This window comes from Thermophagus xiamenensis (genome assembly GCF_900112795.1).
Lineage (GTDB): Bacteria > Bacteroidota > Bacteroidia > Bacteroidales > Marinilabiliaceae > Thermophagus > Thermophagus xiamenensis.
The window spans coordinates 1-13,362 of sequence record NZ_FONA01000027.1; the positions used below are offsets into that span (position 1 = coordinate 1).

The window sequence follows — 13,362 nt, forward strand, 5'->3', positions numbered from 1 at the left end:
GAACGGATGCTGGAAAAACTGCGGCAGCGACATGAAAAGCGACAGCGCGATATAGACCTCTGTTATTCAAAGCAATAAATCTGTTAAAGTAGAATGAACTCAAACAAAAATAAATTCACCTGTCAGATAAAAATGTTTGAAGAAGATTTAGAGACATTTTTAGGTGTGGAAAAACCCAACCGACGAGATTTAAAACCTTTAAATTTGTTGGTAAATTATGAATCAGGTAAAATTGACAAAAAAAGGATTAATGAACTAAAAAAATTAATAGAAAGCCTAATTTAAATTAAAAACTTATCAGTCATTATGCATTCCCTAAATGGGGATGATTAAAAAAATTTCATTATTAATTATCAATTTTTCGCAATTATAATAAACATCATATTTTACGTCACATACATAATTTAAATTTCATTCTTTTAGATATTATGTATTTTTTATTCGACAACAACAAAGTTCAATAATAAATCTTTAAGCCTTCCAAGAAACACAAAATTAGTATCTTTACATATTAATTAAAGGGGCAAAAAATGGCAACAGCGGAACAAATAAAATCTCTCATAAAATCCCACTTCAGCGAAGAGCCTGAAAGGTTTTCAACAATTGCCTTACAGTTGGCTGCACATGAAGCTAAAAAGGGTAATACCGCTTTAGCGCATTCTATTAGGGAACTCATTGACCTGGGTCTAAAAAAAAACGGCCCTAAAATTTTTAAATTCCCGCAAGATTTAAAATGGTTAGTTCTACCTGAAAAACCCGAAGTTTCAAAAAACACACTTGTAGTAAATCCGCAATTAAAAAAACGTATTAACCTTATTATTCAAGAATATAAACAGCAGGCTAAACTTAAGGCATTTGGTTTAAGTCATCGAAGAAAAATCCTGCTAACAGGCCCACCAGGAACGGGAAAAACAATGACGGCAAAAGTATTAGCTTATGAACTGCATCTTCCCTTATATATTATTCAGGTCGATAAACTGGTCACCAAATTTATGGGGGAGACAAGTGCGAAATTGCGACAGATATTTGACCTTATAGATAAAGAACTTGGCGTCTATTTGTTTGACGAATTTGATGCCATTGGGGGAGAACGATCATTAGATAATGATGTGGGTGAAATGCGCAGAGTTTTAAACGCTTTCTTGCAATTTATTGAACTCGACTCATCGGATAGTTTAATTGTGGCAGGCACCAACAACCCAAAATTATTGGATAAGGCCTTGTTTCGCAGATTTGATGATGTTTTATTTTACGAATACCCAAACGAGGAAGAAGTAAAAACTCTAATCTTAAACACGTTGGGAAATTTCAAACCTTCAAAAATGGCATGGAATCAGATTTTGGAAAAATCTAAATCTTTAAGTCATGCCGAAATAGTTGCCGCATGTACCGATGCCATCAAAAAATCTATTTTGGATAATAAGCAAAAAACTACGTCAAAAGTAATTGTCGAAATGTTAGGACAACGTGCTGATGCCCATAAATAATCGAACAAATAATGAAAGAGAATTCTTTCAGACATATTAAATTATCAGGGCCGGATAACCATATTAATTATACTTCTCCCAGGTCGGGTAGTGATAATTATAACAACCCGCCAAGAAACAGAATTCAACATGGATCGAGAATACTTCAACAATTAAAGCAAGCTTGGCAAGATGCGAATAATAAGTTCGTAGCTGCTTTCCCGGAACGAACTGGAATATATTTAGAGTTTATCATAGGCTAAAACGGTTCATCCCCCCCATTTCGGCAATATTGTACTGCATTTATTAGTTCCCCTTCAGACAATCAGCGCAAAAGGTTAGATTTTTTCCCTCAACCATTTTTCATCCCTACTCAAAATAGCCTGATTTTCACTCATTTTTTCATTAAACAGAATATATTATTTTGTATTTTTAATGGTCACTTTTGGAATTCTTCCGAAATTTTAATTCTAGTAGCGCTACTAAAGGAAAACGTGGGCTTTAAGACCTTTTGAAGGATAAAAAAGAAGGATATGATTTATGTGGAATTAATGCCTTTAATATAGTCAGGTTGCGATCATGTCAAAGAAAATTTTAAATAATATTTTATGAATAAGATTGACAATCAAATTTTAACAATTAACAAAGTTATTTGTAAAAACATTGATAAGTTTGATGCTTGCGATAGAGGTATATTATCGCAAATCATATTATCCCAACTTAGAAACTTTGTAGAACATATATCTCTAAAAATATATGATAAGGGTAAAAATTTAGATAACTCTTATGAAAATATTAAAAAGGCAATCAAATATGTAAAATCCATAGGAAAATTAAAATTCCTTAGTAATTTCCATAAACTATTACAGATTTCAACTTCGCATTATACGCTTGATGAAGAAAATTCAGAACGATTAATGCTTAAGTATCATGAGTACTTAATTAAAGTGAAATCATATTTAAAAGAAGTCTACAATTTAGATGTTCTTGAAAATATCGATAAATTTCCATTAAAGATAGACTCCACCTTATTCGAATATTATGAAAAAATTGCTGAAAAGCTAAACCAATCTAATACAGGAAGAAAAATAAGTTCTTATAATGACAGATATTACATACAAAAAATTAAACCCTTTGTTGTAAATTACAAAGTATACTATGAAGTTACGCTTACTAGAGCAAATGATTATGTAAGTAAGTTTGACAGAATAATAGCATTTACCAAACTTGATATTTCTTCAAATTATGCAGTTAAACTACGAACAAGCTATGATAGCATTAATATATTAGATAAAAATATGCCAATTCAAATAATTGATAATTGGGAAGTATCAATTAGACCTTGCGAAATAGATCATTTTGCTGATTTTTTTGGAAAACATCCCAAAATTGGTGGTACTAAAGAAATTTATCAATTGATGAAATATCTAACCGAAACAGGCTTTAATTTAGTAGATCTTATAGATTTTACTGACAACCAATTTAACCATATTAAAGAAAAAATCACAAATAATGCAAATGCTACACCCTTTTTAAATATATTAGAAAAATGTCGTTCCTTAACAAAAGGGAAGCATGACGGCCATATTGTAATAAGGTACTTACTTTATAAATTAAACAATAAAATATTAAAAAAACAGTTTAACAAAAATCCTTGTCCCAAACTATCCAACCTTTATCTGGACTATGGATGTATTCCCTTTGACCAAATACCATTTAATTCATCACTAAAAAACCATAACCCCAAATTATTAGATTTATATAGATGCATTGATACAACTAATCGAGAACATGAATTACTTGCTAGGTTAATAAAAATCAATACAGAACAAAAAGGACAATTATATACCCCAAAAAGTAACATAACTAATTTTGAAAATATTGAAAAACTTATTGATGAGTATAATGACAACATTTACCATAAACATAACCACCGAAAAATAGATATATTCAAAAATAACATATTTATTAGAGGTTATGAGGATGATACTTATCAGATAATTGAAAAACTAAAAAAAATGTCATCCGAGGGAATAAAAAATTATTCAAATTCTGTTATGTCATGGCTGCAAACATCATCATACAAAATTGATTGTAATGAAAAGAAAAAAGCTCTAATTCAGATGTTTGAAAAATCCAGAGTAGCATTAATTTATGGTGCCGCAGGAACGGGAAAATCAACAATGATAAACCATATTTCAAACTTCTTTAATGAAAACAAAAAACTATATTTAGCTAACACAAACCCTGCTGTCGATAACCTAAAAAGAAAAGTAAGCACTGCAAATTGTACATTTAAAACCATAACAAAATTTCTATCCAATTCAAACAATGAAACTAATTATGATTTATTGATAATAGATGAATGTAGTACTACAAGCAATTCTAACATGCTTAAAGTTCTTGAAAAAGCGTCTTTTAAACTTTTGGTTTTAGTCGGCGATGTATTTCAGATAGAATCAATCCTTTTTGGCAATTGGTTTATTTTAGCGAAAGCTTTTGTGTCTAGCACTGCCATTTTTGAATTAAAAACGCCTTACAGAAGCAATAATAAAAACTTATTGGCTTTGTGGGAAAATGTTAGAAACTTAAATAACAACATTCTTGAATGCCTAGCAAGAAATAATTATTCAATTACTATAGATGAATCAATTTTTGACCAAACCGAAAACGACGAAATAATTCTTTGTTTAAACTACGACGGACTCTATGGAATAAATAATATTAATCGTTTCTTGCAAGCCACCAATAAAAATACACCTATTGAATGGGGAACCCATATATATAAAATTAATGATCCAATTCTTTTTAATGAAACAGATAGATTTACGCCTTTAATATACAATAATCTTAAAGGTCGAATAACAAACATAAAGGTATATAGTAATAAAATACAATTTGATATTGAAGTAGACAAAGTGATAAATGAATTCGAAGCGGAAAATTATGATTTTGAATTACTTGACAATGCAAAGAATGGTAATTCAATTATTCGTTTTTGCGTAAATAAAAATAAAAGCACTGACGAAGATGATGACATTTCATCTAATTCAATTGTGCCATTTCAAGTTGCTTATGCAATATCTATTCATAAAGCCCAAGGATTAGAATACAGATCAGTTAAAATTGTAATCACCAATGAAGTTGAAGAAATGATATCTCATAATATTTTTTATACTGCTATAACAAGGGCTAGGGAAAAATTGAAAATATACTGGACACCTGAAACAGAAGCCAAAATATTGAAAAATTTTAAAAAAAAATCAATAAAACTAGATGCTTCAATATTAAATTCCAAATATGAATTATGAAATTTCAACTAATAGCCCTCCTTGCTGTTGTGGACTCACAACCAACAACCCTCTTTTTTCAGAAATTCGTAATCCCGTAAAACCCCATTTTCCCTCTTATTGTCATAGAATTAAACCTCTTCAGTGCAATATTAACCACAGATTAATCACTATTCACTACACACTTTACTTAAATCCCCCCCTGACTTACCCTAAAAACTTCAAAAATAGACTGATATAGAAAATCGCCTATATACTAAAAAACCAATACCTTTACACCGAAAACGAATCAACGAACCATGTGCTTCAGGACGCAACTGAACAAGAGTGCCCACGAGATAGAGAGCCGCTTCCGTGCGGTCTTTAGCGATCCTTCCCGGTACTCGCCGCAGGAGTTCAATGGCTTCAATTTTCCGCTGACGCCGGTCATCACCAACGATCAACCGAAGCTGATTCAACTCTTCCAATGGGGATTAATACCGTCGTGGGCCGGGGATGAAGAGATCCGCCGCTATACCCTCAATGCCCGGGTGGAGACGCTGACACAAAAGCCCTCCTTTAAATCGGTGGTACATCAACGGTGTCTGATCATTGCCGACGGCTTCTTTGAGTGGCAATGGCTCGACAGCAAAGGAAAGAAGAAACAAAAATACCTGCTTACCCTATCCGACCGGGAGCTCTTTGCCTTTGCCGGTCTCTGGAGTCAATGGAAAAATCCTGCATCGGGGAAGGTGGTTAACAGCTATACCATCATCACCACCCGCGCCAATGAGCTCATGAGCCGCATTCACAACACCAAACAGCGCATGCCCGTGATTCCCGAAAATGAAGATGAATGGCTAATCGGAGGAAACCTTAAGATGGCCAATGACAGATTGGTGGCACAACCGGTCTGATTTGACAGAAAAAAAACAGTTGTCAGAAGTAAGAGGTATCAGCAAAACTGGAGGTGTTTTGTGATAGTTTTGTTTCACAGAGTTACACAGAGTTATTCACAGAGTTGCGCAGAGTGAAATTAAGACTTTTCAGGCACCCTCACTGAAAAGGACACGTCTCTTATACCCCATATCCGAGCGGGAAACGTTCTATTTCGCTATATATGGGTCCATTGGTGGTCAGCCGGCTTTTGTAGAGCACCACATACCGGACCTGCACTATTCCCCACCTGTTTTCTTTCACTGCCTTTACCTCATCGAACAACGCTTTGGTGTTTTTAAGATACTTCACCCGTCCGATGGTAAGGTGAGGCCGAAAAGGTTTTCCATCCCTTTCCATATCAAGCGAAGCTATAACGCCGGCTTGTGTTTGATGCCAAATATTCTGAAGCCAGGAACTGTCTTCAATACCGGCCCAAACCACTTTAGGATTACGAATCTGACCAAAAATACCGGCCCCTTTCACAATGAGTTGTCCCTGAGAAGATCCCGAAAACTCATTTCCCAAAGCGAAGCAAAGCGATTGAACTTTCTGCGGCTCAAGATCGCCAATGAATTTCAGCGTCAAATGCCACAGATGTTTTTCATTCCATTTAACTTTTTCACCGTTTAATTTTTGTTTCAATTCATCCTGCCACTCTACCAACCCTTCAAGCCCGGGTAAGGGAATACCAATAAAAGTTCTGATACGTTGTTGCATCTTCTTAAGCCTATAATATAAACGTATTAACAAAAATAACATTTTATCCATACTATTCGTCCCAACCCCTTTGTAGTGAATATGGAATACTTTTATTCATTCGTATATAATTTATTTAACTCATTGGCCGAATGGAACTCGCATGGCTTAAAGTTTATACATGTTCTATTTGTGACAAACCTTTTTGGTCATGCTCGTTTCTGCTGAATAAATCAAAATGAAACGAGGGCTTACAGATGCTTCTTCATTTGCCGAAGGGTTGAGCAAAAATCCGGAATCACTCAAAAGCATCAACTTCTCCTGAATATTTTCACCATCACTACCAATCTTTTATTTCCCAACCTTATTTTTCATTTTCACCGGAAATTTTTGACAATCCCCTTCAAATTTTCATTTTCACCGTGAAATTTTCATTTTCACCGTGAATTTTTCGTTTTCACCACGAATTTCTGATAATCCCCGTCGAATTTTCGTATTCACCGGAAAATTTTCATTTTCACCGCGAATTTTTGACATTCCCCTTCAAATTTTCATTTTCACCATTAAATTTTCACTTTCACCGAAAAATTTTCGTTTTCACCGCGAATTTCTGACGATCCCCGTCAAATTTTCGTATTCACCGATAAATTTTCATTTTCACCGCGAAATTTTGACTTTCACCGGGAAATTTTTACCATCACCGGGGGAAAAACATTTTTTTCGGGAAAATAACCATACTCAAGAATTATATCAATCTTCCCGGGAAATGTGACGGAAAATTATTAGGTAAATAGGTCATTAGGCCAATAGGCCGATAGGCTGTTAGGCGATGAGATTGAGGGGATTGATGTGCCAACCAGACTAATCACTAAAACCTGACATTAGTTTTCATTGGCCAATGGGTTAAATAAATTTTAGACATAAAGGAGGTGTGGGAATGGTTCTTGCAATGAAGACAAAAGAACTACCGAAAAGATATTAAAAATTCATTTTCGCTCTATTAATGGCAATTGAGAAAGAAAACAGAGTAATAAATAATTAGAGTATTGCACAATATTAAAAAATTAAAAATCTTTGTATTCGGCAGTCATGCAAATTTTTATAGTCAGATTTAAGTCGCGCGACTTAAAATTCATATCTGTTCATGTTATGACAAACCGACTGGTTGAAGCAAGTTTCCTTAAATTCAGATTAATCACAAAAAATTAAAATATCATACTTATGTCAAAGAAAAAAGTAGCAGTTATTCTGTCAGGCTGCGGAGTCTATGACGGATCCGAGATTCACGAAGCAACCCTTACCATGTTGGCCATTGCCAGAGCCGGGGGTGAATATTCCATTTTTGCACCCGACATGGAACAGCATCATGTGATAAACCACCTGACGGGCGAAGAGATGCCCGAAAAACGTAACGTACTGGTAGAAGCAGCCCGCATAGCACGCGGCAAGATACAATCGTTAAGTGACTATCAAGCCCGGGACTTTGACGCATTAATGCTCCCCGGCGGGTTTGGGGCTGCCAAAAACCTGTGCACCTTTGCTTTCGACGGTCCCGACTGCAACGTACATCCGGAAGTAGAACGGGCCATTCGCGAAACCAATGCGGCCGGAAAGCCCATAGGTGCGTTGTGCATTGCCCCGGTCATCCTGGCCAAAGTTCTGGGACAAGGGAAAATAACTATCGGGTCAGATCCGGAAACCGCCAAAGCTGTTACAACCATGGGCGGAACGCATGTGGAAACGACTCATGCGGAAGTGGTGACCGATGAACAGTTAAAAATAGCCACCACACCCTGCTACATGCTGGACGCCACTATCGATCAGATTGCTCAGGGGGCCGAAAACGTAGTAAAGGCAGTTTTTAGCATGATAAAAGATTGAGGACGGTTTTTACTTATAGAGGGACCATAAGGCGATATATCCGCCAAAGGTCCCTCTTTTATTATAGCATTCCGTTTTCGATCATAATGATGATATGCTCAATCATGCGGTCTTCCCGTTCGGCATCATATTCAGCTTTCAGATTGGAACCAAACAAACGTGCTACCGACTGCCAGAAAAAAGCCGAGAAGCTGCCTTTGTACTCTTTAATCAGGTTATAACTGGTATCGCCGGTTTCCCGGTCGATAAGTTTAATTAGCAAACGTCCCTGTGAAAAAGAGAGCTTACGTAATGGCTGCTCGAACTCCTGAAAAAGTTTCTTTTCTGCTACCCGAAGGTATTCTTTACGCTCCTTTTCACTCTCTAATTGAGCCAGATGGGCATTGATTTCCTCCAATTTAGCAGCAGCAATTTTGGCATAAGGCAAAGTAACTTTAATATTGCGCACCAAACGGCTGTAAACTCTTCGTTCCCGTTTGTTTCTAAAGCGCCATCGCGGGACGATTTTTACCTCGGAAAGCATCACATGGGGGACGGTATCGGACCCGGAAACTTTCGACTTAAGCATATAAACCTCCTTACCGGCCATATTCGCTTTTTCTACTTCCTGCCCCTTAAGTTCAAAGACAAAGCCCGGAAGTAAAAAAACGCAGGTTATGATGTATCGACAGAGTTTCATAACAATCTGTTGTTAATTATATGACCTCAATGAATCTGAGAATACACCAAAATTCATCAGTTATAATTTATCAAATTCATTGGTCTGAAGGAACTCGCATGACCGTCAGTTTATACATGTTCTAACTTTAGCCAAAGCTGCCATGCACGTTTAATGCAACCCCGAAACTAAAGAACCGATTGCTGTTTCAACCATTCAATTTCTTTAGGCCAAAGCTCGGGCTGCGGCGTCTCCAATATAATGGGTATGTTGTCGAAACGGCTATCTTTCATCATTCTGGAAAAGGTTGTCTCCTTTAAATATCCCTCTCCCAGGCTGGCATGTCTATCCACTTTGCTGCCGCGCTCCTTTTTGGCATCGTTCAGGTGGATACCCTTCAGCATCTCAAATCCTACAATTTTATCAAATTGCTCCCAGGTATCCTCATAACCCTGATCTGACAAAAAATCATACCCTGCCGCCCAGCCATGACAGGTGTCAATGCAAACCCCCACTCTCGATTTGTCATCGACCCATTCAATAATCTGTGCCAGATGTTCGAACCGATATCCAACGTTAGAGCCTTGTCCGGCAGTATTTTCAATAACAGCAATGACATCTTTGGTTTGTGCCAATGCAATATTGATCGATTCGGCAATCCGTTTAAGGCACTCTTCTTCGGAAATTTTATTCAGATGGCTACCGGGATGAAAATTAAGCAGCTTCAGACCAAGCTGTTCACATCGCTGCATCTCATCGAGGAATGCGGCACGCGACTTTTCAATTCCTGCTGTTTCGGGGTGCCCCAGATTGATCAAATAACTATCGTGAGGTAAGATATGGGAAGGAGAAAACCCTTTGGCTTCACAATTGGCCTTAAATTTTTCAATACTCTCCTGAGTCAATGGTTTGGCTTTCCATTGCCGTTGGTTCTTAGTAAACAAAGCAAAAGCCGTAGCACCTATTTCGGCTGCATTCAATGGTGCATTTTCAACACCTCCCGCTGCGCTTACGTGCGCTCCAATAAATTTCTTTGTCATAATATTATGGCATTATTAATCCAATAAACAATTGTTTTTTAAGCCTAAACTTCCGGCACCTGACATTACTCTCTTTTAAACTCCCGGCTATCTGACCTTCATATTTTCTCAGGGCCATATTAACGCCTCGAAAATTATTTTCTGAAAGTTAGTTTGATGCCATTTTTTTACTGAAATGCAATATATCAAAAATTTTTGCCTTAATGAATTTCAGCCACCCTGTCAAATTGTCAATCGCCACAATCTGGCATCATTTCTGTTTTATGGACGAATGCACAATTATAGATAATTAGACTTTTAGATGTAAGATTTGTAGATATTAGACATTAGATGTTAGATGTTTAGATTTAAGATAATAGTTCAAATACAATAAAAGCAATAGAAATGAAACATCAGGTGATAACCTCCCTGCAGGATTTCAGAGATCGTCTACAACAAAACCCGGATCTCTATCTTCTGATATACAAAAAAGGTTCGGAACAAAGCGACTGTGCTCTATCCAATCTGGAAGCACTGGAAATCGATACCGACAAGCCACTGTTCAGTGTAAACGTAGCAGAGGTAGGCGATGTTCATCCCGAATATCACATTACCACAGCTCCGGTGGTGATAGAATTCCAATCGGGGAAACCGGGCCGTCAGCTAAAAGGATGTCATCAACCCGGTTCTTTGGAAAGTTTCTTTAAGCCTGCCACAGCATCAGCAGGTTCCGGAAATGGCAAAAAACAAAAGCAAGTTATTGTATATACCACTCCCACCTGTTCGTGGTGCCGTACGTTGAAAGAATATCTGAAAAGTCATCAGATTGGGTTCAAAGAAATAGATGTCACCAAGGATGCACGGGCGGCCGAAGAGATGGTTCGCCGAAGTGGGCAGCAAGGTGTTCCGCAGAGTTTGATCGACGGACAGGTGGTGGTAGGCTTCGACCGAAACCGAATCAATGCACTTTTAGGCATCAGTTAAACGGACGCAGCGAACTTTAATACAGGCAGACATGTGTAAACTTAGAGGCAGAAGTGCACAGGCAGAAGGCAGAAGTAGTCATTAGTGTTTTGTGGATATAGTCAATAGTGATTAGTGTAAATGAACCAGTGACTTATGACTAACCACTAATGACTGCTTTTAGTTCCATTCGGCCAATAACTTAGATAAATTTTAAACGAAAAATAATTGGTTTTAAAATAACATTTGTTAAACCACTAAATTTTAAATAGAATATGAGAGAATTACAGCCAATTAATCAAAATGTTCTGCTGGAATTGACCGAAGAAACGGCAGAACAAAAAACGGCAGCGGGCATTATCATTCCCGACAGTGCCAAAAGTAAAGAAAAAACCGGCAAGGTGGCCGGCATCAGCAACATCGAAAACCCGGAAATAGCAGTAGGTGACACAGTACTCTACAAAGAGTTTTCGGGTACCGAACTGGAATTTGAAGGCAAGAAATATTTGTTGATACCTTACTCCGATATCCTGGGGAAGGTCGTTGAAACAGAGAGCATCTGATCGGTGACATTTCTTCAGGACGTTAGACAATTAATTATTCCACATATATTCACAACAGATCGGGGCATATTTGTTAAAATTAAAATAACAACGCCGAACTGTTGTTCATTAAAGGCCGGCAACCTGATTTTGCCGGCTTTTTTGTTTTTATGGCACTACCATTATTTCACAGACGAAACAAGCATGGCAATATGGGGTTGAAACAAAAGAGAATGTATAAAACGACAGAGGCAGAATACAGATAAAGTTTTTAGTCATTAGTCATCAAGTGGTTTGTGTTAAATAACTAAGGACTAACGACTAACCACTATTGACTGATTTTAAAATCAATAGTTCAATAAAATTTATACGACTGAACAAAATCACCTTTTTTATCGGTAACAATTGCTAAATTGCATTTTAAAATGGCGGAAAGATAACTGATCAGTTTTTTCAAAACATCAATATAAGACGCAAGCATAAAAGCGGACGACGAAAAAAGCAGGGCCGGTATAAAAGAAGAAAAATAACTCAGTTGCTGGAGCTATCTTCGGCCAATATTTAGAAACAAAAATAATCGTTTATGAGTCAACCGATAGAACCATACATTTCATCAGAAATAGGAGAGATAGAAGCAGTTATATTACACACCCCCGGCCAGGAAGTGGAAAACATGACCCCTGGCAATGCGGAAAGAGCGCTTTACAGTGATATTTTGAACCTTCCGGTAGTACAGGAGGAATATCAACAATTTAAAAGCGTACTGGAAAAACTGACCACCACCTTCCAGGTAAAAGATCTATTAACTGAAATATTAGAGAACCAGGAAGTAAAAACCACCCTGGTTGACCGGATTTGCACATTCGAACGGGTGACTGAGATAAAGAACGATTTATTGTCGCAAGGTCCGGCTGAATTAGCATCGCACCTCATTGAAGGCGTTGCGCTAAAACGAGACACATTAACCACCTTTCTCTCTGATGAGCGTTATGCCTTAAAACCCCTTCACAATTTTTTCTTTACACGTGATGCTTCGGTGACCATCTACAATGATATTTTAATATCGAAGATGGCCAATCGCGTGCGGGAGCGGGAAACCATAATTATGGAGGCCATATTTCGCCATTCTCCACGCTTTAAAACCTCCATTATAACCCCCATGAACAAACCCGACCTCGGCGCTGAAACATTTATTGAGGGCGGAGATATACTGATAGCTCGCGAAGATATTCTAATTGTAGGCAATGGTGTACGCACATCGACTCAAGGCATTGATTTTTTGGTAAATCACTTAAAAAAGCAAAAGAGAAGGGTGCACATTGTCGTTCAGCAGCTTCCGGATAAACCGGAATCCTTCATCCACCTGGATATGGTTTTCACCTTACTGGATAAGGAAACATGCATGGTTTACGAACCCGTCATCAAACATGAAAACAATTACGGCACCATATTGATGACCATCGATAACGGGAAGGTCGAAAATATTTCCCGTCAGCCGGGATTATTAAAGTGCCTCGAGGCATTAGGCATGCCATTAAAAGCGGTTCCCTGTGGTGGTCATGATCTATGGCAGCAAGAACGTGAACAGTGGCACAGTGGCGCCAATTTTTTTGCGATAGCACCGGGCAAACTCATCGGCTATGCACGCAACGTACATACCCTGGAAGCCCTTCAGGAAGAAGGTTATTCTGTTATTGAGGCTGAAAATGTAATTAACGGAACAATATCAGTTGATCAATACAAGAAATTTGTAATAACCATAGAGGGCTCCGAATTGCCCCGAGGCGGTGGCGGTGCCAGGTGCATGACAATGCCTGTCCGGAGAAAAAAAGTGATGTAAAAGAGATTTGTAAAGTCGGGAAAAACTTGACTCAAGGCAAGAATAACAAAATTGTCTGAGCAATTAATCCTGATTACCAGGTTTAAAAG

10 protein-coding genes are annotated in these 13,362 nt (G+C 37.5%); 7 read left to right on the forward strand and 3 right to left on the reverse strand.

Annotated elements, in window-relative coordinates; all coding sequences use genetic code 11:
* Positions 1-530 precede the first annotated feature (530 nt).
* The 3 genes from BM130_RS13885 to BM130_RS13900 all read left to right on the forward strand — a co-directional run bounded on the left by BM130_RS13885 (position 531) and on the right by BM130_RS13900 (position 5,652).
* Complete coding sequence (locus BM130_RS13885) at positions 531-1,487, forward strand: AAA family ATPase (protein WP_010527783.1); 957 nt, start codon at positions 531-533, stop codon at positions 1,485-1,487.
* Between the two features lie 587 nt (positions 1,488-2,074).
* A complete protein-coding gene (locus tag BM130_RS13895) occupies positions 2,075-4,777 on the forward strand; it encodes an ATP-dependent DNA helicase (protein WP_010527781.1) in 2,703 nt (900 codons plus the stop codon).
* 278 nt (positions 4,778-5,055) lie between these two features.
* Positions 5,056-5,652 carry an SOS response-associated peptidase gene (locus BM130_RS13900; protein WP_010527780.1) on the forward strand — a complete coding sequence of 199 codons (597 nt, stop codon included), beginning with the start codon at positions 5,056-5,058 and terminating at the stop codon, positions 5,650-5,652.
* A gap of 160 nt (positions 5,653-5,812) precedes the next feature.
* Here BM130_RS13900 and thpR read toward each other — a convergent pair whose 3' ends face one another.
* A complete protein-coding gene (gene thpR / locus BM130_RS13905; protein ID WP_373419090.1) occupies positions 5,813-6,433 on the reverse strand; it encodes an RNA 2',3'-cyclic phosphodiesterase in 621 nt (206 codons plus the stop codon).
* Between the two features lie 1,158 nt (positions 6,434-7,591).
* Between thpR and elbB the strand changes: the two genes are divergently transcribed.
* Positions 7,592-8,251 carry an isoprenoid biosynthesis glyoxalase ElbB gene (elbB, locus tag BM130_RS13915; protein WP_010527777.1) on the forward strand — a complete coding sequence of 220 codons (660 nt, stop codon included), beginning with the start codon at positions 7,592-7,594 and terminating at the stop codon, positions 8,249-8,251.
* Positions 8,252-8,312: 61 nt separating this feature from the next.
* Here the strand turns inward: elbB and BM130_RS13920 are convergent, their stop codons facing one another.
* Entirely contained in the window at positions 8,313-8,930 is a 618-nt protein-coding gene (locus BM130_RS13920; RefSeq protein WP_010527776.1) for a DUF4294 domain-containing protein, read from the reverse strand.
* 167 nt (positions 8,931-9,097) lie between these two features.
* On the reverse strand, positions 9,098-9,949 hold the full coding sequence (nfo, locus tag BM130_RS13925) for a deoxyribonuclease IV (RefSeq protein ID WP_010527775.1): 852 nt from the start codon (positions 9,947-9,949) through the stop codon (positions 9,098-9,100).
* A 384-nt stretch (positions 9,950-10,333) separates the two neighbouring features.
* Between nfo and BM130_RS13930 the strand changes: the two genes are divergently transcribed.
* The 3 genes from BM130_RS13930 (at position 10,334) to BM130_RS13940 (ending at position 13,273) form a co-directional block, all read left to right on the forward strand.
* A complete protein-coding gene (locus BM130_RS13930) occupies positions 10,334-10,912 on the forward strand; it encodes a glutaredoxin family protein (RefSeq protein WP_010527774.1) in 579 nt (192 codons plus the stop codon).
* Positions 10,913-11,166: 254 nt separating this feature from the next.
* Positions 11,167-11,454 (forward strand): GroES family chaperonin, encoded by a 288-nt coding sequence (locus BM130_RS13935; RefSeq protein ID WP_010527773.1) that lies wholly within the window; start codon positions 11,167-11,169, stop codon positions 11,452-11,454.
* A 562-nt stretch (positions 11,455-12,016) separates the two neighbouring features.
* Complete coding sequence (locus tag BM130_RS13940; RefSeq protein WP_010527772.1) at positions 12,017-13,273, forward strand: arginine deiminase; 1,257 nt, start codon at positions 12,017-12,019, stop codon at positions 13,271-13,273.
* Positions 13,274-13,362: the final 89 nt, after the last annotated feature.

What these genes read in the sequence shown, in the direction of transcription:
- BM130_RS13885 (WP_010527783.1), top strand. Translation starts at nt 531, where the DNA reads ATGGCAACAGCGGAACAAATAAAATCTCTCATAAAATCCCACTTCAGC.
- BM130_RS13895 (WP_010527781.1), top strand. Translation starts at nt 2,075, where the DNA reads ATGAATAAGATTGACAATCAAATTTTAACAATTAACAAAGTTATTTGT.
- BM130_RS13900 (WP_010527780.1), top strand. Translation starts at nt 5,056, where the DNA reads ATGTGCTTCAGGACGCAACTGAACAAGAGTGCCCACGAGATAGAGAGC.
- thpR (WP_373419090.1), bottom strand. Translation starts at nt 6,433, where the DNA reads ATGTTATTTTTGTTAATACGTTTATATTATAGGCTTAAGAAGATGCAA.
- elbB (WP_010527777.1), top strand. Translation starts at nt 7,592, where the DNA reads ATGTCAAAGAAAAAAGTAGCAGTTATTCTGTCAGGCTGCGGAGTCTAT.
- BM130_RS13920 (WP_010527776.1), bottom strand. Translation starts at nt 8,930, where the DNA reads ATGAAACTCTGTCGATACATCATAACCTGCGTTTTTTTACTTCCGGGC.
- nfo (WP_010527775.1), bottom strand. Translation starts at nt 9,949, where the DNA reads ATGACAAAGAAATTTATTGGAGCGCACGTAAGCGCAGCGGGAGGTGTT.
- BM130_RS13930 (WP_010527774.1), top strand. Translation starts at nt 10,334, where the DNA reads ATGAAACATCAGGTGATAACCTCCCTGCAGGATTTCAGAGATCGTCTA.
- BM130_RS13935 (WP_010527773.1), top strand. Translation starts at nt 11,167, where the DNA reads ATGAGAGAATTACAGCCAATTAATCAAAATGTTCTGCTGGAATTGACC.
- BM130_RS13940 (WP_010527772.1), top strand. Translation starts at nt 12,017, where the DNA reads ATGAGTCAACCGATAGAACCATACATTTCATCAGAAATAGGAGAGATA.